We start from the raw sequence: 20,240 nt of genomic DNA, 5'->3' as shown, positions 1-20,240 counted from the left end.
AGGGCTGGGGTCCGAAGAGTTATCCACAGGCTCTGCGGGATGTGGCGGGCTCTCGGTAACGTCATTGCTCGTCGGCGGGCCGGGATCGGTCGGCGGCTGGTGAATGCAGCGGACAGGGACACAAGAACGCAGGTCGTGAAGGGGGAGGTGGCCCGCTATGCCGCGTGTGCCGTACGTACCGGGGTTTGCGAAGGCGGAGGCGGAGGGGGCGTCGCCCAAGGCCGCCGGGCGGGCGCTGCGGGAGCGTGTTCCGCGGGCCGAGCAGGCCGCACTGTCGATCGCGGCCGGGCGGCCGGATGCGGTCGCGGCGGTCGAGGAGTCCAATGCCGGCCGGCTGCCCGAGCTGACGCCGATACGGGTCGGCCGGATGGCCGCGAGCCCCTTCGCCTTCCTCCGCGGTTCCGCGGGCCTGATGGCGTATGACCTCACGGCAGGCCCCGTGACCGGCATCGGAGCCCAGATCTGCGGCGATGCCCACGCCGCCAACTTCGGACTCTACGGCGACGCCCGCGGCCAGCTCGTCATCGATCTCAACGACTTCGACGAGACCCTGTACGGGCCGTGGGAGTGGGACGTGAAGCGGCTGGCGACGTCGATGGTGCTGGCGGGCCGGGAGGCGGGCGCCGGAGAGGACGACTGTCGCAGGGCGGCGCAGGACGTGGCGGGCGCGTATCGGCGCACGATGCGGCTGCTGGCCAAGATGCCGGTGACCGAGGCGTGGAACGCGATCGCCGACGAGGCGCTGGTCTCGCATGCCGACGCCAAGGATCTCGTGGGGACGCTGGAGCTGGTCGCGGACAAGGCGCGCAAGAACACCAGCGCGCGGTTCGCGGCGAAGGCGACGGAGCGGACGGAGGACGGCGGCCGCCGGTTCGTGGACGCTCCGCCCGTGCTGCGCCGGGTGCCGGACGCGGAGGCCGCAGCCGTCGCCGCGTCCCTGACCGGCTATCTGGAGACGCTCCCCGAGGACCGGCTGCCCCTGCTGGCTCGGCACGCGGTGCACGACGTGGCCTTCCGGGTGGTCGGCACGGGCAGCGTGGGCCTGCGGTCGTATGTGGTGCTGCTGCTGGACCACCGGGGCGAGCCGGTTGTCCTCCAGGTGAAGGAGGCGCGTTCCTCGATGCTGACGTCCTTCGTGGAGAGGGCGGGCTTCCCGGTGCCGCCGGTGGTGCACGAGGGCCGCCGGGTGGTGCTCGGGCAGCGCCGGATGCAGGTGGTCAGCGACATTCTGCTGGGCTGGACGACGGTGCAGGACGCGGCGTCGCTGGGCGGCGGCGCGGCCGTGGCGAACGGCCGGCGGGAGGGCCTGCACTTCCAGGTCCGCCAGTTCAGAAACCGCAAGGGCAGCGTGGACCCGGCGCAGCTCTCCGGCGACCAGATGGACGACTATGCCCGCATGACCGGCGCTCTCCTGGCCCGCGCCCATGCGCACAGCGCCGACCCGCGCCTTCTGGCCGGTTACTGCGGCAAGAACGAGGAGCTGGACGAGGCGCTCGCGCAATTCGCGGTCGCCTACGCGGACCGCACGGAAGCGGACCATGCGGAGCTGGCCACAGCGGTGAAGAACGGGCGGATCGCGGCGGAGACGGGGGTGTGAGGGGGAGGCGCGCGGCCGGGCCGCCACGCCGGCAGGAAACGATCGAATGCCGTGGAGGGCCCGGCCCGGCGTGGGCCGTACGCTGACCGGGTGACGAACTCGCACGCGGAGAACACGCAGGACGGTCAGCACCGACCGGACGTGCCGGGCACCCCGGACGCCCCGGCCGACCCGCAGGCACCGGACGCCCGCGGCGGCGGTCAGGGCTCCGGGCTCGGGCACGGCGGCGGCTCGGACGACCAGGCGGTGGGCCCTGAGGGGGTGGGCGCCGGCCAAGGGACTCAGGGCGATACGCCCACCGCTGAGGCCGGGGCGAACACCGAGCCGGGCGCTGAGCCGGGCGCCGAGCCGGGCCCCGCGCCGGGTGAGCAGGCGGCTCAGGACGAGGCGACCCGGCGGCTGGCGAAGGCGGTCCTGGCCGCGGAGCAAGCCCTGATCGAGTTCGAGATCGCGGTGGAGACCTTCCGGGTGGAGGTGGAGAACTTCTCCCGCCTGCACCACCAGCGGCTCGGCCCCATGTACGCGCGGCTGGACGAGCTCGACGCACAGATCGCGGAAGCGGTGGCGGCACGTACGGGCGCTCCCGAGGACCTCCGCAAGGCGCAGGAGGCGCGTGCGTCGGTGCTTCCGATGCCGGAGGTCGAGGAGCTGTTCCACGGCTGGATGGGCTCGGACGGGCTGTTCCCGGAGGCACAGGCGATGCTCACCGAGCAGTCGGTGCGGCCGCCGCAGAAGGTGCGGCCCAGCGAGGAGGCCCGCAAGGTCTACCGCGACCTGGTGCGCAAGGCCCATCCGGACCTGGCGCGGGACGATGCGGAGCGGGTGCGGCGCGACGAGTTCATCGCGCGGGTCAACGCGGCGTACGGCCAGGGTGACGTGGCGGTGCTGCGGGCGCTGGCCCAGGAGTGGGAGACCGGTCCTGCGCCGGCCGAGGAGCAGCTCAGTGCGAGCGAGGAGCTCTACGCCCGGCTGGAGTGGCTGGCCGAGCGCAAGGAGTTGCTGGCTGCCATGGCCTACGAGCTGGAGGAGAGCGCGATCGGCGCGATGATCAAGATGGCGCCGGAGGATCCGGACGCGCTCCTCGACGAGATCGCCGAGAAGCTGCTCGCCGATGTCGCGGAACGCGAGACGTACCTGGCGCAGCTGGTCGGGTAGCGTCGGATCCATGCAATTCGGTTCTGTGCCCACGGTCGGTGTCGACGCTCTCACGTCGGAGGACTTCCTCCTGGATGTGCGTGAGGACGATGAATGGGAGGCGGGGCACGCCGAGGGCGCGCTGCACATCCCGATGAGCGAATTCGTCGCCCGCTACGGTGAGTTGACCGAGGCGGCTCCCGAGGACGGCAAGGTGTACGTGCTGTGCCGGGTCGGTGGGCGCTCGGCGCAGGTGGCGCAGTATCTGATCCAGCAGGGCGTCGACGCGGTGAACGTCGCGGGCGGCATGCAGGCCTGGGAGGCCGCCGGCCGCCCCGTATCGGATGGCAAGGGCGGCTCCGGGGCGGTCGTCTAGTCCAGGACCCGCGAGTCCGGGAGCCGGGGAGCTCGTGAGTCCGGGAGTCTGGGAGTCCGCGAGTACGGGAGCTGGTGAGCCCGGGAGCCGGGAGCTCGTGAGTGGATGGCCGGGCGGCCTGATGGCGGGTTCTTTGGTGAAGCGGACACCCGCTGTGCCCTCCGCCTGCTTGCCCCCCTCGCCTCAGCCCAGCGGATGTGCCGCGAGCAGGTCTCCGAGTGCCTCCTCGTGGGCGGCGGCGGGGCCGAGGGAGAGCTCCAGCTGTTTGGCCCAGGCGTGATAGCGGTGCAGCGAGTAATCGGTGTCGGCGCCGAAGCCGCCATGAAGATGCTGGGCGGTCTGGACGACGCGGCGTACGCCCTCGGCGGCCCAGATCTTGGCGACCGCGACATCGCCGGCGGGCGGTAGCGGGCCGGCGGCGTCCGTGGTGATGCGCCAGGCGGCCTGCCAGAGCGTGGCCTCCATGGCGCGCAGGTCGATGAAGCGGTCGGCGGCCTGGACCGCGACGGCCTGGAAAGTGGCCACCGGGAACCCGAACTGTTCGCGCTTGCTGGTGTAGTCGCTGGTCATGGCGAGGACGCGCTCGCCGAGGCCCAGCGCGAGTGCGCAGGTGCCGGTGGTCAGAACATGGCGCAGCGACTCCCAGGCGGCTGGGTCGGTGATCGTTTCCTGGGCGCTGATGCGGACGGACTCCAGCCGGACCTCGGCATGGCGCTCTCCGCTGGTGGATATCTGCTCGTCGAGCGTGACGCCGGGGTCGGTGCGGGGGACGAGCGCGAGTACGGCGTGTCCTTCGGGGGTGTGGGCGGGGAGCAGGATCCGGTCCGCGGCCTGGGCCCAGGGGACGGCCGTCTGTGCGCCGTCGAGGATCCAGTCGGCACCCTCTTGGCGGGCATCCACGGCGAGTTCGGCCGGCTCGTGCCCCGTGCGGCCGCCGGCGGCGACGGTCACGACGAGGTCCCCGGCGGCAATCCGGGGGAGCGCTTGCGCACGCAGCTCGTCGGCCGCGTAACGCTGGAGGGTGAGCGCGGCGGCGCCTGACTCCAGCAGCGGTACCCGCGCCAGCACCTTGGCCGACTCGCGGAGCACGAGGCAGAGCGCGATCGGGTCCAGACCCGCGCCGCCGTACTCGGGTGCGATCGGCAGGCTCAGCAGATCGGCGTCGGCGAGCTTGCGCCACAGCGCGCGGTCGAAGTCGTCGGCGACCGCACCGGGGGCGAGCGCCGGGCTGGGCACGCTGTCCGGAGCGACCCCCGAGAAGACGGCCCTCGCCGCTTCGACGGCGGCCTGCTGCTCCTCGGTGAAGGTGAAGTCCATTGCTCTGTCCTCCCACGCGGCGCCTCGAACTGACGATGCGTCAAGGTAGAACAGGTTCCAGGAATTGGGAATGGCCGCAACGGCGGAGGGGGGAAGGAATGGGAGGAGTTCGCGGTGAGTTGCTGGGGCAGGGACGGATGGAGCGCGGCGGGCACGGGCACGGCTCGGCTGCGGTCGCAGCTGTTGGGCCGGCTCGGCGTCCACTGCCGGTTCGTCCGGTGCAGCGACCAGCAGCGGGCCGTCTGCGGGCCCGGTCCCGGCGCAGGAGGCCGTGCGGCGACTGGGCGGCCACCGGGGGCGACGGGGGCGACAGGATGGCTACTGGGGTGGTGCCGCCCGGCCGGCTCGTCGGGCCGCGCGCCCGGCCGGATCGGTGCTATCGGTCGAAGTCCAGCTCGACCTTTTCCGTGACCGGGTGGGACTGGCAGGCCAGGACGTACCCCGCGTCGACCTCTTCGGCTTCCAGGGCGAAGTTGCGGTCCATGCGGATCTCGCCCGAGACCAGGAAGGCGCGGCAGGTGCCGCAGACGCCGCCCTTGCAGGCGTACGGGGCGTCTGCGCGGTTGCGCAGGACCGCTTCGAGCAGCGACTCGCTGTCGTGGACCGGCCAGCTGCCGGAGCGGCCGTCGAGCGTGGCGGTCACGGTGCTGTGCGCGGGGGCGGAGACGGCGGGGGCGGTCGGGGCGCCGCTGTCGACGTGGAAGATTTCCTCGTGGATGCGGGTGCGGGGCACGTTGAGCGCGCGCAGGGCGCGTTCGGCGCCCTGGACCAGGCCGTAGGGGCCGCAGAGGTACCAGCCGTCGATGGAGTCGATCTTCAGCAGCGCGGGCAGGAGGGAGCGGAGCCGGGCCTCGTCCAGCCGGCCGGAGGGCAGGCCGGCCTGTTGTTCCTCGCGGGAGAGGGCGTGGATGAGCTGGAAGCGCTGGGGATAGCGGTCCTTCAGGTCGGCCACCTCCTCCAGGAACATCGTCGAAGCCGCCGTGCGGTCGCTGCGGATGAGACAGAAGTGGGCGTCCGGCTGCCGGTCGAGCAGGGTGGAGGCGATGGACAGCACGGGAGTGATGCCGCTGCCGCCGACGATGCCGACGAAATGGCCGGAGCGTGGTTCGAGGGTGAACCGGCCGGCCGGGGCCATGACCTCCACCGTGTCGCCGACAGCCAGCTCCTTGAGCGCGTAGGTCGAGAAGGCGCCGTCCTCGACGAGGCGGATGCCCACGCGCAATACGGGCTGGTCGGTGGCCGGGGTGCAGATGGAGTACGTGCGGCGGATCTCCTGGCCGTCGACCGATCTGCGCAGCGCGATGTGCTGTCCGGGGGTGTGCCGGAAGGTCGTGCGAAGCTCGGGCGGGACCGCGAAGGTGACGGCCACCGCGTCGTCCGTGAGCCGCTCGATCTCCCGGACCTGGAGCGGGTGGAACATCACAACTCCTTGAAGTGGTCGAAGGGTTCGCGGCAGGACTCGCAACGTCGCAGTGCCTTGCATGCCGTGGAGGAGAACCGGCTCAGCAGGGTGGTGTCGGTCGATCCGCACTGCGGGCAGCGGATGGTGAGGTCGACGGCGACCGGTCCGCCGGCCGGTCCCGTGGGGCGTGGGGGTGCGATCCCGAATTCGGCCAGCTTGCGGCGGCCTTCGGCGGTGATCGCGTCCGTGGTCCAGGGCGGGCTGAGGACCGTACGGACCTCGACCTCGGGTATGCCGTGGTCGTGCAGCACCTGCTCGATGTCGGCCGACATCGCCTCGATGGCCGGGCAGCCGGTGTAGGTGGGGGTGAGCCGCACCTCGACCCGGCCGGGGGCCGTGAGCTGCACCCCGCGCAGCACGCCCAGCTCGGCGAGGGTGAGCACCGGCAGCTCAGGGTCCGGAACGGAGCCGGCCAGCGCCAGCAGTTCCTCTTCGAGGGCGGTGGTGGTCACCATGTCGCCCCCGGGTGGCTGCGGTGGAGGTGCTGCATCTCGGCGAGCAGTCGTCCGAACGACTCGGTGTGCAGGCCCTGGCGGCCCGCGCCGGCCGTCCAGGCGCCGTGCCGGGGGCCTTCGGGGACCGTGAGGGTGGCTTCTTCCAGGGTGGTGGTGACGCGCGCGGTCCAGCTGTCGTGCAGGGCCGGCCAGGGCACCGTCTCCAGACCTTCCACCGGCTCGAAGAGTTCGCCGGTGAAGCGCCAGAGGGTGTCGACGGCGCGCTGCATCCGGGTATGGCTCTCGTCGGTGCCGTCGCCCAGGCGCAGCGTCCACTGATGGGCGTGGTCGCGGTGGTAGGCGACCTCCTTGACGGCCTTCCCGGCCAGCGGCGCCAACTCGCTCTCCGTTGCGGCGAGATGGCCGAACAGCAGCTCCTGGTAGGTGGAGAAGTAGAGCTGGCGGGCGATGGTGTGGGCGAAGTCGCCGTTGGGCTGCTCGACCAGCTGGAGGTTGCGGAACTGCCGTTCCTCGCGCAGATAGGCCAGCTCGTCCTCATCACCGGCCAGGGAGAGCAGCACGCGGGCCTGGCCGAGCAGGTCCAGCGCGATATTGGCCAGCGCGACCTCCTCCTCCAGGACCGGGGCGTGGCCGGCCCACTCGCCCAGGCGGTGGGAGAGGATCAGTGCGTCGTCCCCGAGGGGCAGGGCCGGGATGGCGGTGACGTTCATCAAAGGTGATGCACCCCGTCCGGGATCTCGTAGAAGGTCGGGTGGCGGTAGGGCTTGTCGCCGGCCGGCTCGAAGAAGACGTCCTTCTCGTCCGGCGAGGAGGCGGTGATCTGCGCGGAGGGCACCACCCAGAGGGAGACGCCCTCCGAGCGGCGGGTGTAGAGGTCGCGGGCGTTGCGCAGCGCCATCTCGGCGTCCGGCGCATGCAGGCTGCCGGCGTGGGTGTGCGAGAGGCCGCGACGGCTGCGGACGAAGACCTCCCACAGGGGCCAGTCGGTGGGCCGGGCGGCCGTCCCTGCGGCGGCCTCGGGGGCTTCGGCGGGGCGTGGTGTCGTCATCGGCTGGCCTTCCCGTGCTTGGCCGCGTGCGCGGCGGCTGCTTCGCGCACCCAGGCGCCTTCCTCATGAGCCTGCCGTCGGCGGCTGATCCGCTGTTCGTTGCAGGGGCCGTTGCCCTTGAGGACCTCGCGGAACTCGGCCCAGTCGATCGGGCCGAAGTCCCAGTGGCCGCGCGCGTCGTTCCACGTCAGGTCCGGGTCGGGGAGGGTGAGTCCGAGGGCCTCGGCCTGGGGAACGCAGATGTCCACGAAGCGCTGGCGCAGCTCGTCGTTGGAGTGCCGCTTGATCTTCCAGGCCATGGACTGCGCGGAGTGCGACGACTCGTCGTCCGGCGGGCCGAACATCATCAGCGACGGCCACCACCAGCGGTTCACCGCGTCCTGCGCCATGGCGTGCTGGGCGTCGGTGCCGCGGCTGAGGGTCAGCAGGAGTTCGTAGCCCTGTCGCTGGTGGAAGGACTCCTCCTTGCAGATGCGGACCATCGCGCGGGCATAGGGGCCGTACGAACACCGGCACAGCGGGACTTGGTTGGTGATCGCCGCGCCGTCCACCAGCCAGCCGACGGCTCCGACATCGGCCCAGGTCAGGGCCGGGTAGTTGAAGATCGAGGAGTACTTCTGGCGGCCGGAGTGCAGCTTGTCGAGCAGCTCGTCGCGGCCGGTGCCCAGGGTCTCGGCGGCGCTGTAGAGATACAGGCCGTGACCGGCTTCGTCCTGCACCTTCGCCATCAGGATCGCCTTGCGGCGCAGGGACGGCGCCCGGGTGATCCAGTTGCCCTCCGGCTGCATGCCGATGATCTCGGAGTGGGCGTGCTGCGCAATCTGCCGCACGAGTGTCGAGCGGTAGGCGTCCGGCATCCAGTCCCGCGGCTCGATGCGCTCGTCCGCGGCCACGGTGGCGTCGAATACGGCCTCGCGAGCCGTCTCTTCCGGCGCGATCGTCGTCATGTGGTGCCCCCTCGCTCCCGACCGACCGATCGTTCGGTTCAATGGTGAGTGGACGGACCTCGGGTGTCAAGCCTGTGGATAACCAGGGGAAGGGTGTGCCCGGTGCGGCCGCGTAGGTACGGTTCCGAAGCGGAGTCAGCCGCATGGATTCTTGGAACGGGGCGGGAATGCAGTCATACGGGGACGAATCGCGGCCATTGTCCGCGCTCTCGCTGCCCTCGCGGATCGTCATAGGGGTGGCGGCCTGTGCCATCGCAGTCATCGTCGCGATTCATCTCGCCATGATGTTCCTGCATGTCGCGCCGTCGAACACGCTCAGCAAACAGCAGGGCGCCCTGATCAGCGACTACGTCTATCCCGAGTACGAACAGAACTGGAAGCTGTTCGCACCCAACCCCCTCCAGCAGAACATCGCGGTCCAGGTCCGTGCACAGCTGCGCAGCGAGGACGGCACCGTGCGGACCACCGGCTGGACCGGCCTGACCGCCCGCGACGGCCAGGCCATCCTCCACAACCCGCTGCCCAGCCACACCCAGCAGAACCAGCTGCGCCGCGGCTGGGAGCTCTTCCTCAACACCCACAACGCGCAGAACCGCCCGGTCGGCCTGCGCGGTGAGCTGTCCGAGCGCTATATCCGGCGGATCGTGATGCTCCGGATGGACGGCGAGTGGACCCAGGGCGGCGGCCGGGTCGAGCAGATCCAGGTCCGCTCGCAGACGACGGCGGTCCGCCCGCCGCCGTGGAGCTCGGAGAAGATCAGCGAGAAGCCCGTGTACCGCGTGCTGCCCTGGTGGCAGGTCACCGCAGACGACCTGCCCAAGGGGGCGAAGAACCAGTGACATCACCGACGCCCCACCAGCCTCAGCAGACCCCGGGCGCACAGCAGTCCGTGCAGACGCCGGAGTCGGCCGACGTGCCTCAGCAGACGCAGGCACCGCAGACGCCCCAGGAGTCCGCCCCCTACGAAGAGACCCGTATCGAGCGGGCGATCGGACGCGGCTTCGGGCGGGTCACCAGCCGCGCGCTGGCCCCGTACCAGACCGCCGTGATCCGGATCGGCTTCTCGGCGACCTGGCTGCTGTTCCTGCTGCGTGAATGGCCGCACCGCGCGGTGCTCTACGGGCCCGACAGCCCCTGGAGCCTGGACATGGCGCGCCGGCTCCTGGACGGCAACCACGCCTTCTCCGTCCTGCCCTGGTCCGACAGCCGCGGCTGGTTCGAGTGCGTGTACCTCGTCGCCATCGTGGCCAGCGCCCTGCTGATGCTCGGCTGGCGCACCCGCACCATGTCGGTGCTCTTCATGGTGGGCGTGATCTCGCTTCAGAACCGCAGCATCTTCATAGGGGACGGCGGCGACAACGTCATCCACCTGATGTCGATGTATCTCGTGCTGACCCGGTGCGGGCAGGTCTGGTCGCTGGACGCACGCCGTGCGAAGCGGGCAGCGGCCGCCGCGTCCGCGTCCGGCGGGGACGCAAACGGCGGCGCCACTACCGCTTCCCGCGATCTCCCCGGCGTCATCCTGTGGGCCGTGCTCGGCCTCGGTCTGGCGGTGGCCCAGCTGAGCGGCAGCTACGGCCTCGGCTGGTCCGAGGGCGGCCCGGTCCCGCACATCGGCTGGAGCCTGGTGCTGTGGGGCCTGTGGCTGACGCACGGTGTGTGGTGGGCTGCGCAGCGGTACGCGCCCGGAGAGCCGCGCGTCGTCCTGGACACCCTCGCCAAGCTCGCCCACAACGGCGCACTGTTGGTGATCATGATCGAGGTCTGTCTGATCTACGCCACCGCCGGCTGGTACAAGATCCAGGGCTCACGCTGGCAGGACGGCACCGCGGTCTACTACCCGATGCACCTGGACTACTTCTCCCCCTGGCCGGCGCTGTCCGAGCTGCTGGGCAGCAACGGGGTGATCGTCATGCTGATCACCTACGGGACGGTGATCGTGCAGGTCGCCTTCCCGTTCACGCTCTTCAACCGCCGGCTCAAGAATGTGCTGCTGGTCGCGATGATCTGCGAGCACCTCTCGATCGCGTTCCTGCTCGGGCTGCCGTTCTTCTCGCTCGCGATGGTCGCCGCTGACGCGGTCTTCCTGCCGACGAACTTCCTGACCTGGCTCTCCGCCCGCGTCTCCGGCCTGCGCAAACGGCTCTTCTCGCGCGGCGGCCGGGACCGGCCGGCCGACGGTGCCGGGGGCGGCGAGCCGGAGGCCCGTACGGAGCACGACGGCGGTGGCCATACGCTCGTGGGGTGAGCAGCGAGAAAACCGCCCCCGCCGAGCCCCTCCAGTACGACGAGGGGTACGGGACCCAGATCGGCGTCGGACCGCACCCGGAACCCTGGCCGCAGGACGACCGCCTGGACCCCGAGCTGCTCGCGAACGGCGACCGCCGCAATGTGGTCGACCACTACCGCTACTGGAAGCGCGAGGCGATCGTCGCCGACCTCGACACCCGCCGCCATGACTTCCATGTGGCCGTCGAGAACTGGGGGCACGACTTCAACATCGGCTCGGTCGTGCGGACCGCGAATGCGTTCCTGGCCAAGGAGATCCATATCGTCGGGCAGCGCCGCTGGAACCGGCGCGGCGCGATGGTGACCGACCGCTACCAGCACGTCCGCCACCACCCGGACACCGCGGACCTCACCGCCTGGGCGGCGGCCGAGGAGCTGCCGATCATCGGGATCGACAATCTCCCCGGTTCCGTGCCGCTGGAGACGACCGAGCTGCCGCGGCGGTGTGTGCTGCTGTTCGGCCAGGAGGGGCCGGGGCTGACCGAGGAGGCGCGTCGGCATGCCTCGCTGACCTGCTCGATCGCGCAGTTCGGTTCGACCCGCTCGATCAATGCGGGGGCCGCGGCCGCCATCGCGATGCATGCCTGGATCGGCCGCCATGCGCGGATCGCGGGGCCGGACGGCCGCTGACGGAGCCCCTGCCCCGTCGGCCGCCTGGCGCGGGGACCAGGAGCACGTCCCGGGCCCCGGCGCCCGCACCGGTCAGGCCGGCCGCCGCACCTCCACCGTGCGGAAGCGGTTGGCCACGAAGGCGCCGTCGCACAGCGCGGCATTGGCCGCCGGGTTGCCGCCCGAGCCATGGAAGTCCGAGAACGCCGCGGTCTGGTTCACATAGACCCCACTGGTCAGATTCAGCGACAGCTGGGCGCACTCCTCCAGGCAGGCCTCCTCCACCAGCTGCTCGACCTCGGCGGAGGTGGTGTACGCGCCGACCGTCATGGCGCCCTTCTCGCGGACCGTGCGCCGCAGCAGATCCACCGCGTCGGCCGCGGAATCGACGGCCACCGCGAAGGACACCGGGCCGAAGCACTCCGACAGATAGGCCGCCTCGGAGTCCGGCTTGGCACCGTCCAGCTTGACGATCACCGGCGTCCGGACCGTGGCCCCGGGGAACTCGGGGTTGGCCACCTCACGGGAGGCCAGTGCCACCTCGCCGAGCCCGGCAGCCGCGTCGATCCGCTCCTTGACCTGCGGATTGACGATGGCGCCCAGGAGCGCGTTGGCCCGCGCATCGTCGCCCAGCAGCCCGTTCACCGCGGCCGCGAGATCGCTGACCACCTCGTCGTACGACTTCGGCCCGGCGTCGGTGGTGATGCCCTCGCGCGGGATCAGCAGATTCTGTGGGGTGGTGCACATCTGGCCGCTGTAGAGCGACAGGGAGAAGGCGAGGTTGCTCAGCATGCCCTTGTAGTCATCGGTGGAGTCGATGACGACGGTGTTGACGCCCGCCTTCTCCGTGAAGACCTGCGCCTGCCGGGCGTGCGTCTCCAGCCAGTCGCCGAACGCGGTCGAGCCGGTGTAGTCGATGATGCGGACCTCGGGACGGACGGCCAGTGTCTTGGCCAGCCCCTCGCCCGGCTTGTCCACGGCCAGGCACACCAGGTCGGCGGGGAAACCGGCCTCGGCGAGCACCTCGCGGGCCACCTTGACGGTCAGCGCCAGCGGGAGCACGGCGCGCGGATGCGGCTTGACCAGCACGGGATTGCCGGTCGCCAGAGAGGCGAACAGGCCCGGATAGCCGTTCCACGTCGGGAAGGTGTTGCAGCCGATCATCAGGGCGACGCCGCGCGGTACGGCCGTGAAGCTCTTGGACAGCTCGAGCGGGTCGCGCTTGCCCTGCGGCTTGGACCAGGGCGCCTGCTCCGGGGTGCGGACCTGCTCGGCGTACGCATACGCCACCGCCTCCAGGCCGCGGTCCTGGGCATGGGGTCCGCCCGCCTGGAACGCCATCATGAAGGCCTGGCCGCTGGTGTGCATCACGGCCTGCGCGAACTCGTGGGTCCGCGCGCTGATCCGGGCCAGGATCTCCAGGCACACCGCCGCGCGCGCCTCGGGGCCGGCTCCCCGCCAGGCGGGGAGCGCGGCGCGCATGGCCGGGAGCAGCACGTCCACGTCCGGATGCGGATAGCTGATGTCCAGCTTCAGGCCGTACGGCGAGACTTCCTCGCCCGTCCAGTCGTCCGTGCCGGGCTGGTCGAGCTCGAACCGCCGGCCGCGCAGTGCCTCGAAGGCGGCCAGCCCGTCGGGCGCGGCACTCTCGCCGTATGCCTTCGGGTGCTCGGGGTGCGGGGACCAGTAAGCGCGGGTGCGGATCGCCTCCAGCGTCTGGTCGAGGGTCGGGCGGTGCTTCTCGATCAACTGCGCTGTGGTCGTACGCGCTGCGGTCATTTCGGCGGCCATCGATGACCAACTCCTCGTCGAGCTGGGCGGAGAGCGGATAGGGGCTGGGAGCGGACAGGGCAACGGAGTTAGAGTAACCGAACGATCGGTCGGGGCAAGAGGGCCCGGCCAGCCTGTGGAAAAGTCGGTCGGGGAGGATCAGCTGGCATGACGGCTCTCGCAACCAGCAACACCGTGGCAGTGGTGGGCACCGGCACCATGGGACAGGGCATCGCGCAGGTGGCGCTGGTCGCCGGGCATCGCGTACGCCTCTATGACACCGCCGCCGGGCGCGCCGGACAAGCCGCCGAGGCGATCGGGGGCCGGCTGGACCGGCTGGTCGAAAAAGGCCGGATCTCGGCGGACGAGCGGGACGCCGCCCGCGAGCGCCTCTCCCCCGCCACCGCCCTCGCGGAGCTGGCCGACGCCGCACTGGTCATCGAGGCGATCCTGGAGCAACTCCCCGCCAAACAGGAGCTGTTCACCGCCCTGGAGGACATCGTGGCGACGGACTGCCTCCTGGCCACCAACACCTCCTCGCTGTCCGTGACCGCGGTCGCGGGGCGGCTGCGCCACCCCGGCCGCTGCCTGGGCATGCACTTCTTCAATCCCGCGCCGCTGCTCCCCCTGGTCGAGGTGGTCAGCGGCTTCGCCACCGACGAGTCCGCCGCCACCGCTGCGTACGAGACCGCCGTGGCCTGGGGCAAGCAGCCGGTGCGCTGCACGGACACCCCCGGTTTCGTCGTCAACCGCATCGCCCGCCCCTTCTACGCCGAGGCCCTGCGTGCCTACGAGGAGCGGGTCGCCGACCCGGCCACCATCGATGCGGTGCTGCGCGACGGTGCCGGCTTCAAGATGGGGCCCTTCGAGCTGACCGACCTCATCGGGCAGGACGTGAACGAGGCGGTCACCCACTCCGTATGGCAGGCCTTCTTCCAGGACCCGAAGTTCACGCCCTCCCTGGCGCAGCGCCGGCTGGTCGAGTCCGGGCTGCACGGCCGCAAGGCGGGCCGCGGCTGGTTCGACTACTCCGAGGGCGCCCGGCGGCCCGGGCCGCGGACCGCGGAGCCCTGCCCGGCGCCCGGGTCCGTCGGCCTGCACGCGAAGCTGCCCGGTCCCGCGGTGGTGCTGCGCGAGCTCATCGAGGAGGCGGGCATCAAGGTCACCCGCGACCGGACACCGGGGGAGTCGGAGGGTTTCCTCCGGCTGCCCGGCGGGGCCTGTCTGGGGCTGACGAACGGCTATCCGGCGACGTCCGACGTCCACGGGAAGTGCATCCGCTTCGACCTCTCCCTGGACTACCGCGCCGCGACCCGGATCGCCCTGGCGGCCTCGGAGGCGGTTTCCGAGGCGGACCTCGCGGAGGCCGTCGGGCTGTTCCAGGCGATGGGCAAGCAGGTCAGCGTGATCGAGGACGTACCGGGGATGATCGTCGCCCGGACGGTCGCGATGATCATCGACTTTGCGGTGGACGCCGCGGCCCGCGGGGTCGCGAGCCCCCAGGACATCGACACGGCCATGCGGCTGGGCGTGAACTATCCCGGCGGCCCCTTGGAGTGGGCCGAGCGGCTCGGCGCCTCATGGGTGTGGGATCTGCTGGACTCGATGCATCACCAGAACGCCGGTGGACGCTACGCACCGTCCTGGGCGCTGCGGCGCCGTGCAGACCTCGAGAAATAGGTGCTCTAATCATGACCATGGCCAAGCGCGACACCTATACGCCCGATTCGCTGCTCGCGGTCGCCGTCGAGGTGTTCATCGAGCGCGGCTACGACGGCACGTCCATGGAGCACCTCTCCAAGGCGGCGGGCATCTCCAAGTCCTCGATCTACCACCATGTCCGCAGCAAGGAAGAGCTGCTGCACCGCGCCATAAGCCGGGCCCTGGACGGGCTTTTCGGTGTGCTGGAGGAGCCGGGCGCCCTCCAGGGTCGGGCGATCGAGCGGCTGGAGCATGTCACCCGGCGCGTGGCCGAGGTGCTGATGGACGAACTCCCCTATGTGACGCTGCTGTTGCGGGTGCGCGGAAATACGGACACCGAGCGGTGGGCCATGGGGCGCCGCCGGGAGTTCGACCACGAGGTCTCCGCTCTGCTCAAGCAGGCAGCCGCCGCCGGCGACCTCCGGGACGACGTGGACATCCGGCTGGCCACCCGGCTGCTCTTCGGCATGATCAACTCGATTGTCGAGTGGTACCGGCCGGGGCGGGGTGGCGCGGTGAGCCGTGACGAGGTCGCCGAGGCCGTGGTGCGTACGGCGTTCGCGGGACTGCGCAAGGCCTGATCCGCGCACGCGCCGACCTGCGTGGCACCTGACCGGGGGCCCTGGTCCGGTCCGTATCCGGTATCCATCCGGTCGCCGACCGGGCGTCCCTGAGGCGTCCGCGCCCCGGGGGCTTTCTTCGCGACGCGGGGCGCGGGTCATCCCTCCTCGGGCCCGAGGTCGGTCTCCTCGAAGACCAGCAGGGTGCGGGTGCTGAGCACTTCCGGTATCGACTGGATGCGGGTGAGGACCAGCTCCCGCAGTTCGCGGTTGTCCTTGGTGTGGACCAGCAGCAGCACATCGAAATCGCCGCTGACCAGCGCGATGTGGGTGGCCCCCGGCAGCGCCGTGAGCTGTTTGCGCACCGTCCGCCAGGAGTTCTGCACGATCTTCAGCGTGATGTAGGCGGAGGCGCCCTGACCTGCGCGTTCCTGGTCGATGAGGGCGCTGAAGCCGCGGATCACGCCGTCGTCTATCAGCCGGTTGATCCGGGCGTAGGCATTGGCGCGCGAGACATGGACCCGCTCTGCCACGGAGCGTATCGACGCCCTGCCGTCGGTCTGGAGCATGCGCAGGATCGAACGGTCGATGGTGTCGAGCGGGCGCGCGGCCGGCGATGGCGGGGTGGGTGCCGCGGGCGGCTGCCCGCCGGAATTGGCCATCTGTTCGTCCGGCATATGGTCCCGCCTCCCCTTTGTGGACGCCCTGGCTTCATCTCAAGCTGTGCGGAACCGTTTGTCCACAGGGTGAGCCCGCCTGTAGCCAAAATGCATCAGCGACCGAACAATCGGTAGGGCAGGGCGTACCCGCCCTGGCCGATTCCATCCTGCCCCCCGCCGTCCGCCCACCACCCACATGAGGCGCACCGCGCCACCCCTTCGATCCGAGGAGGTGCTCGACATGACGGTCCTTGAGCAGCCAGGCAGCAGCAGGAACAAGAGCAGCCTGGCCGGCCCGCCGCCCGCCTGGCGACCCCGCGTCGACCCCGCGCCCCTCCTGCCCGACGAGGAGCCCTACCGCCTCCTGGGTACGGACGCCGCGGCCCGGCTCGACTCCGGGCTGCTGACCCGGCTGTACACCCAGCTGGTGCGCGGCCGCCGGTACAACGCCCAGGCCACGGCCCTGACCCGGCAGGGACGCCTGGCGGTCTACCCGTCCTCCACCGGACAGGAGGCCTGCGAGATCGCCGCGGCGCTCGCCCTCGAAGACCGGGACTGGCTCTTCCCCAGCTATCGCGACACCCTCGCCGCCGTGGCCCGCGGCCTCGACCCCGTACAGGCACTCACCCTGCTGCGCGGCGACTGGCACAACGGATACGACCCGCACGAGCACCGCATCGCCCCCTTGTGCACCCCGCTCGCCACCCAGCTCCCGCATGCCGTGGGACTGGCGCACGCCGCCCGCCTCAAGGGCGATGAGGTGGTGGCGTTGGCCATGGTGGGCGACGGTGGCACGAGCGAGGGCGACTTCCACGAAGCGCTGAATTTCGCGGCGGTCTGGCAGGTGCCGGTCGTCTTCCTCGTCCAGAACAACGGCTTCGCGATCTCCGTGCCGCTGGCCAAGCAGACCGCCGCGCCCTCCCTGGCCCACAAGGCGGTCGGATACGGCATGCCCGGCCGACTGGTCGACGGCAATGACGCGCCCGCCATGCACGAGGTGCTCACCGACGCCGTGCAACGGGCCCGCAGGGGCGGCGGCCCCACCCTGGTCGAGGCCGTCACCTACCGCATCGAGGCGCACACCAACGCCGACGACGCCACCCGCTACCGCAGCGACGCCGAGGTCGAGACCTGGAGGGCGCACGACCCGATAGCCCTTCTGGAGCACGAGCTGGCAGCCCGCGATCTGCTGACCGACGAATTCGTCGGGGCCACCCGGGACGGAGCCGAGCAGCTGGCGGCCGACCTCCGGGAACGGATGAACGCCGACCCGGAGCTGGACCCGATGGACTTGTTCACGCACGTATTCGCCGAGCAGACCAGCCAACTGCGCGCCCAGGCGGCACAGTTGCGCGCCGAGCTGGACGCCGAGGCCGACGGACACACCGAGGACGCAGCGGGCGCCGACGGCTCCGCCGAGGAGGCCAGGCCATGACGACCACCGCTCCGGCGACCGCGCGCAAGCCCGCCACCATGGCGCAGGCGCTGACCCGCGCGCTGCGCGACGCCATGGCCGACGACCCGTCCGTCCATGTCATGGGCGAGGACGTCGGCGCCCTGGGCGGCGTCTTCCGGGTCACCGACGGCCTCGCCAAGGAATTCGGCGAGGACCGCTGCACCGACACCGCGCTCGCCGAGGCCGGCATCCTGGGCACCGCCGTCGGTATGGCGATGTACGGGCTGCGGCCGGTCGTCGAGATGCAGTTCGACGCCTTCGCCTACCCGGCGTTCGAGCAGCTGATCAGCCATGTCGCCCGGATGCGCAACCGCACCCGTGGCGCGCTGACGATGCCGCTGACCATCCGCATCCCGTACGGCGGCGGCATCGGCGGGGTCGAGCACCACAGCGACTCCTCCGAGGCGTACTACCTCGCCACCCCCGGGCTCCAGGTCGTCACCCCGGCGACCGTCGAGGACGCCTACGGGCTGCTGCGCGCGGCCATCGCCTCCGACGACCCCGTGGTCTTCCTGGAGCCCAAGAGGCTGTACTGGTCCAAGGCCGACTGGTCGCCGGACGCACCCACCGAGGTCGCGCCCCTGGGCCGGGCCGTGGTCCGGCGCCGCGGCAGCAGCGCCACGCTGATCACCTACGGCCCGTCGCTGCCGGTCTGCATGGAGGCCGCCGAGGCCGCCCGCTCCGAGGGCTGGGACCTGGAAGTGGTCGATCTGCGCTCGCTGATGCCGTTCGACGACGACACGGTCTGCGCGTCGGTGCGGCGGACCGGGCGGGCCGTGGTCGTGCACGAGTCCAACGGGTTCGGCGGTCCCGGAGGGGAGATCGCCGCACGGATCACCGAGCGCTGCTTCCACCACCTGGAGGCACCGGTCCTGCGCGTCGCCGGCTTCGACATCCCGTATCCGCCGCCCATGCTGGAGCGGCACCATCTGCCGGGCGTGGACCGGATTCTGGACACCGTCGCCCGCCTCCAGTGGGAGTCGGACTGGACCGAGGGACGTGGTGAGTGATGGCCGTGGTCCGCGAATTCACCCTCCCCGACCTGGGAGAAGGCCTCACCGAGGCGACGATCGTGCACTGGATGGTCGAGGTCGGCGAGGTGGTGGCCATCGACCAGCCGGTGGTGGAGGTCGAGACCGCCAAGGCGATGGTGGAGGTGCCGTGCCCGTATGGCGGCGTGGTGACCGCCCGCTTCGGCGAGGAGGGGGAAGAAGTCCCGGTGGGGGCAGCGCTGGTGACGGTCGCGGTGGGGGCCGTGCCTGATGATCTGGCGGGGCTCGGGCACGGGACGGGGCCGGGTGCCGGGGCAGGTGCGGCAGGCGGTGCGTCCGATGCCGGGGTTTCGGCGCCGCCTTCCGGTGGGGCCTCCGGTCCGGCCGCGGAGGGCCCGGGGGATGCCGGGTCCGGGAATGTGCTCGTCGGCTACGGCACGAGCGCAGCGGCCGCGCGGCGGCGCCGGATCCGGCCGGGGGGCGTCGCGGGGCCCATGGCGGGAGTGCCGCGGCGGCCCGGAGAGACGGCAGACGGATCGGCCGGGGCCGAAGCGGTCGACGGTGCGCCTGGTGGCGCAGGGGCGGCTGAGGCCGGGGCGGCGACTGTTGGGGCAGTCGGTGTCACCGGAGCAGCCGGCTCCACGGGGATGCACGGTTCGGCCAGGACGGCCGGGGCGAACGGTTCGGCCGGGTCCGGTGCGGCGGATGCCGGTAGTCGTACGGCGGCCGTGATCTCCCCGCTGGTGCGTCGGATGGCGCGGGAAAACGGGCTGGATCTGCGGGAGTTGACGGGTTCCGGGCGGGATGGGCTGATTCTCCGCACGGACGTCGAGTGCGCGATCCGGGCACGGCAGGAGCGGGAGACGATGGGGGCTGCCGGGGCGGTCGCCACGGTTGGTGCCCATGGGGTGGGCAGTGCCGAGAGGATGCTCGGTGCCGGTGTGAGGGGCGTGGCGGGGGCCGCGACCGGCGGAGCCGTGAAGGCTACCGGGGCCACGCGAGCCGGTGCCGTGGCGGGCGAGGAGCGGATCCCGCTGAAGGGGATGCTCGGTGCGGCCGCCGAGAAGTTCAGCCGCAGCCGTCGGGAGATTCCGGAGGCGACCTGCTGGGTCGAAGCCGATGCCACCGAACTCCTCGCCGCCCGTAGGGCGATGAATGTGCCAGGCGCTCCCAAGGTGTCGCTGCTTGCGCTGCTGGCCCGGATCACCACGGCCGCGCTCGCCCGGTTCCCCGAGCTCAACGCCACCGTCGACACCAAGGCCCAGGAGATCGTCCGGCTGCCCGCCGTCCATCTGGGCTTTGCGGCGCAGACCGACCGCGGCCTGGTCGTGCCGGTCGTGCGGGACGCTCATGCCCGTACGGTCGAGGAGCTGTCCGCCGAGATCACCCGGCTCACCGAAACCGCCAGGGCGGGCGGGCTCTCCCTGGCCGAGCTGACGCATGGCACCTTCACCCTCAACAACTACGGCGTCTTCGGCGTGGACGGCTCCACGCCGATCATCAACCACCCCGAGGCGGCGATGCTCGGCGTCGGCCGGATAGCCGCCAAACCCTGGGTGCACGAAGGGGAGTTGGCCGTCCGGCAGGTCGTGCAGCTCTCGTTCACCTTCGATCACCGGGTGTGCGACGGCGGCACCGCCGGCGGTTTCCTGCGGTTCGTGGCCGACTGCGTCGAACAGCCCGCGGTGTTGCTACGGGCGCTGTGACGGCAGGGAGGACGGCGATACGGCGAGGCCGGTGAGTCCCGTGGCAGCCGCCACGGGTGGGGAAAGAGCCTTGCCCACCCGTGGCCCGTTGCGTGCGCTGTGGCGGAGCTGACATCGGCCGCAGTTCCGGCAGCGGTGTGATCCCGTTCCCCCCGGCGATAC

At 71.4% G+C, this 20,240-nt stretch carries 19 protein-coding genes; 11 read left to right on the top strand and 8 right to left on the bottom strand.

The features are described from left to right. The first annotated feature begins 157 nt into the window (after positions 1-157). From K7C20_RS18845 to K7C20_RS18835, 3 genes are all read left to right on the top strand, one after another. Positions 158-1,597: a DUF2252 domain-containing protein gene (locus K7C20_RS18845; protein WP_053209176.1), complete on the top strand. Its 1,440-nt coding sequence runs from the start codon at positions 158-160 to the stop codon at positions 1,595-1,597. A gap of 90 nt (positions 1,598-1,687) precedes the next feature. Then, a complete protein-coding gene (locus tag K7C20_RS18840) occupies positions 1,688-2,752 on the top strand; it encodes a J domain-containing protein (RefSeq protein ID WP_078953164.1) in 1,065 nt (354 codons plus the stop codon). A 10-nt stretch (positions 2,753-2,762) separates the two neighbouring features. Beyond that, positions 2,763-3,107, top strand: a complete 345-nt coding sequence (locus K7C20_RS18835; protein ID WP_030075641.1) for a rhodanese-like domain-containing protein — start codon at positions 2,763-2,765, stop codon at positions 3,105-3,107. Between the two features lie 183 nt (positions 3,108-3,290). Here K7C20_RS18835 and K7C20_RS18830 read toward each other — a convergent pair whose 3' ends face one another. The 6 genes from K7C20_RS18830 to paaA all read right to left on the bottom strand — a co-directional run bounded on the left by K7C20_RS18830 (position 3,291) and on the right by paaA (position 8,336). After that, complete coding sequence (locus tag K7C20_RS18830; RefSeq protein WP_053209178.1) at positions 3,291-4,424, bottom strand: acyl-CoA dehydrogenase family protein; 1,134 nt, start codon at positions 4,422-4,424, stop codon at positions 3,291-3,293. A 376-nt stretch (positions 4,425-4,800) separates the two neighbouring features. Further along, positions 4,801-5,844: a 2Fe-2S iron-sulfur cluster-binding protein gene (locus tag K7C20_RS18825; RefSeq protein WP_030075640.1), complete on the bottom strand. Its 1,044-nt coding sequence runs from the start codon at positions 5,842-5,844 to the stop codon at positions 4,801-4,803. Then, entirely contained in the window at positions 5,844-6,341 is a 498-nt protein-coding gene (paaD, locus tag K7C20_RS18820; protein ID WP_030075639.1) for a 1,2-phenylacetyl-CoA epoxidase subunit PaaD, read from the bottom strand. Before paaD ends, K7C20_RS18825 begins: the two co-directional genes overlap by 1 nt. Continuing rightward, positions 6,335-7,051: a 1,2-phenylacetyl-CoA epoxidase subunit PaaC gene (gene paaC / locus K7C20_RS18815; RefSeq protein WP_030075638.1), complete on the bottom strand. Its 717-nt coding sequence runs from the start codon at positions 7,049-7,051 to the stop codon at positions 6,335-6,337. Before paaC ends, paaD begins: the two co-directional genes overlap by 7 nt. Further along, complete coding sequence (gene paaB / locus K7C20_RS18810; protein WP_048828652.1) at positions 7,051-7,389, bottom strand: 1,2-phenylacetyl-CoA epoxidase subunit PaaB; 339 nt, start codon at positions 7,387-7,389, stop codon at positions 7,051-7,053. Before paaB ends, paaC begins: the two co-directional genes overlap by 1 nt. Continuing rightward, positions 7,386-8,336, bottom strand: a complete 951-nt coding sequence (paaA, locus tag K7C20_RS18805) for a 1,2-phenylacetyl-CoA epoxidase subunit PaaA (protein WP_053209179.1) — start codon at positions 8,334-8,336, stop codon at positions 7,386-7,388. Before paaA ends, paaB begins: the two co-directional genes overlap by 4 nt. Positions 8,337-8,503: 167 nt before the next feature. Here paaA and K7C20_RS18800 point away from each other — a divergent pair, with 167 nt between their 5' ends. From K7C20_RS18800 to K7C20_RS18790, 3 genes are read left to right on the top strand one after another with little or no spacing between them, the layout of a single operon-like run. Continuing rightward, entirely contained in the window at positions 8,504-9,175 is a 672-nt protein-coding gene (locus K7C20_RS18800) for a DUF5819 family protein (protein ID WP_053209180.1), read from the top strand. Then, positions 9,172-10,584, top strand: coding sequence for an HTTM domain-containing protein (locus tag K7C20_RS18795; RefSeq protein WP_053209181.1), 1,413 nt, complete (start codon positions 9,172-9,174; stop codon positions 10,582-10,584). Before K7C20_RS18800 ends, K7C20_RS18795 begins: the two co-directional genes overlap by 4 nt. Beyond that, entirely contained in the window at positions 10,581-11,255 is a 675-nt protein-coding gene (locus tag K7C20_RS18790) for a TrmH family RNA methyltransferase (RefSeq protein ID WP_030075633.1), read from the top strand. The genes K7C20_RS18795 and K7C20_RS18790 overlap by 4 nt, the downstream gene beginning before the upstream one ends. 72 nt (positions 11,256-11,327) lie before the next feature. Here K7C20_RS18790 and paaN read toward each other — a convergent pair whose 3' ends face one another. Then, a complete protein-coding gene (gene paaN, locus K7C20_RS18785) occupies positions 11,328-13,025 on the bottom strand; it encodes a phenylacetic acid degradation protein PaaN (protein ID WP_030075632.1) in 1,698 nt (565 codons plus the stop codon). A gap of 147 nt (positions 13,026-13,172) precedes the next feature. On the opposite strand from paaN, the gene K7C20_RS18780 reads away from it, so the two are divergent. Further along, the gene (locus K7C20_RS18780) at positions 13,173-14,684 is read left to right on the top strand and encodes a 3-hydroxyacyl-CoA dehydrogenase (RefSeq protein WP_030075631.1); all 1,512 of its coding nucleotides are present in this window, start codon (positions 13,173-13,175) and stop codon (positions 14,682-14,684) included. Positions 14,685-14,695: 11 nt separating this feature from the next. After that, positions 14,696-15,286, top strand: coding sequence for a TetR/AcrR family transcriptional regulator (locus K7C20_RS18775; protein ID WP_030075630.1), 591 nt, complete (start codon positions 14,696-14,698; stop codon positions 15,284-15,286). A 137-nt stretch (positions 15,287-15,423) separates the two neighbouring features. On the opposite strand, the gene K7C20_RS18770 is transcribed toward K7C20_RS18775, so the two are convergent. Further along, positions 15,424-15,942, bottom strand: a complete 519-nt coding sequence (locus tag K7C20_RS18770) for an Lrp/AsnC family transcriptional regulator (RefSeq protein WP_030075629.1) — start codon at positions 15,940-15,942, stop codon at positions 15,424-15,426. A 223-nt stretch (positions 15,943-16,165) separates the two neighbouring features. On the opposite strand from K7C20_RS18770, the gene pdhA reads away from it, so the two are divergent. The 3 genes from pdhA to K7C20_RS18755 are packed head-to-tail and all read left to right on the top strand — an operon-like array spanning position 16,166 to position 20,078. After that, positions 16,166-17,359 (top strand): pyruvate dehydrogenase (acetyl-transferring) E1 component subunit alpha, encoded by a 1,194-nt coding sequence (gene pdhA, locus K7C20_RS18765; protein WP_030075628.1) that lies wholly within the window; start codon positions 16,166-16,168, stop codon positions 17,357-17,359. Continuing rightward, entirely contained in the window at positions 17,356-18,390 is a 1,035-nt protein-coding gene (locus K7C20_RS18760; RefSeq protein ID WP_030075627.1) for an alpha-ketoacid dehydrogenase subunit beta, read from the top strand. The genes pdhA and K7C20_RS18760 overlap by 4 nt, the downstream gene beginning before the upstream one ends. Further along, positions 18,390-20,078, top strand: a complete 1,689-nt coding sequence (locus K7C20_RS18755) for a dihydrolipoamide acetyltransferase family protein (RefSeq protein WP_053209182.1) — start codon at positions 18,390-18,392, stop codon at positions 20,076-20,078. The genes K7C20_RS18760 and K7C20_RS18755 overlap by 1 nt, the downstream gene beginning before the upstream one ends. The last annotated feature ends 162 nt before the right edge of the window (positions 20,079-20,240 follow it).

It is taken from the genome of Streptomyces decoyicus (assembly GCF_019880305.1).
Taxonomy (GTDB): Bacteria; Actinomycetota; Actinomycetes; order Streptomycetales; family Streptomycetaceae; genus Streptomyces; species Streptomyces decoyicus.
The sequence above is the reverse complement of the archived record's forward strand: the minus strand, read 5'-3'. Positions and strand labels throughout refer to the sequence as shown.

Coding starts and splice junctions, on each gene's coding strand:
- K7C20_RS18755 (WP_053209182.1), top strand. CDS start 18,390: ATGGCCGTGGTCCGCGAATTCACCCTCCCCGACCTGGGAGAAGGCCTC.
- K7C20_RS18760 (WP_030075627.1), top strand. CDS start 17,356: ATGACGACCACCGCTCCGGCGACCGCGCGCAAGCCCGCCACCATGGCG.
- paaA (WP_053209179.1), bottom strand. CDS start 8,336: ATGACGACGATCGCGCCGGAAGAGACGGCTCGCGAGGCCGTATTCGAC.
- pdhA (WP_030075628.1), top strand. CDS start 16,166: ATGACGGTCCTTGAGCAGCCAGGCAGCAGCAGGAACAAGAGCAGCCTG.
- paaD (WP_030075639.1), bottom strand. CDS start 6,341: ATGGTGACCACCACCGCCCTCGAAGAGGAACTGCTGGCGCTGGCCGGC.
- K7C20_RS18770 (WP_030075629.1), bottom strand. CDS start 15,942: ATGCCGGACGAACAGATGGCCAATTCCGGCGGGCAGCCGCCCGCGGCA.
- K7C20_RS18825 (WP_030075640.1), bottom strand. CDS start 5,844: ATGTTCCACCCGCTCCAGGTCCGGGAGATCGAGCGGCTCACGGACGAC.
- K7C20_RS18775 (WP_030075630.1), top strand. CDS start 14,696: ATGACCATGGCCAAGCGCGACACCTATACGCCCGATTCGCTGCTCGCG.
- paaB (WP_048828652.1), bottom strand. CDS start 7,389: ATGACGACACCACGCCCCGCCGAAGCCCCCGAGGCCGCCGCAGGGACG.
- paaC (WP_030075638.1), bottom strand. CDS start 7,051: ATGAACGTCACCGCCATCCCGGCCCTGCCCCTCGGGGACGACGCACTG.
- K7C20_RS18845 (WP_053209176.1), top strand. CDS start 158: ATGCCGCGTGTGCCGTACGTACCGGGGTTTGCGAAGGCGGAGGCGGAG.
- paaN (WP_030075632.1), bottom strand. CDS start 13,025: ATGGCCGCCGAAATGACCGCAGCGCGTACGACCACAGCGCAGTTGATC.
- K7C20_RS18835 (WP_030075641.1), top strand. CDS start 2,763: ATGCAATTCGGTTCTGTGCCCACGGTCGGTGTCGACGCTCTCACGTCG.
- K7C20_RS18780 (WP_030075631.1), top strand. CDS start 13,173: ATGACGGCTCTCGCAACCAGCAACACCGTGGCAGTGGTGGGCACCGGC.
- K7C20_RS18830 (WP_053209178.1), bottom strand. CDS start 4,424: ATGGACTTCACCTTCACCGAGGAGCAGCAGGCCGCCGTCGAAGCGGCG.
- K7C20_RS18800 (WP_053209180.1), top strand. CDS start 8,504: ATGCAGTCATACGGGGACGAATCGCGGCCATTGTCCGCGCTCTCGCTG.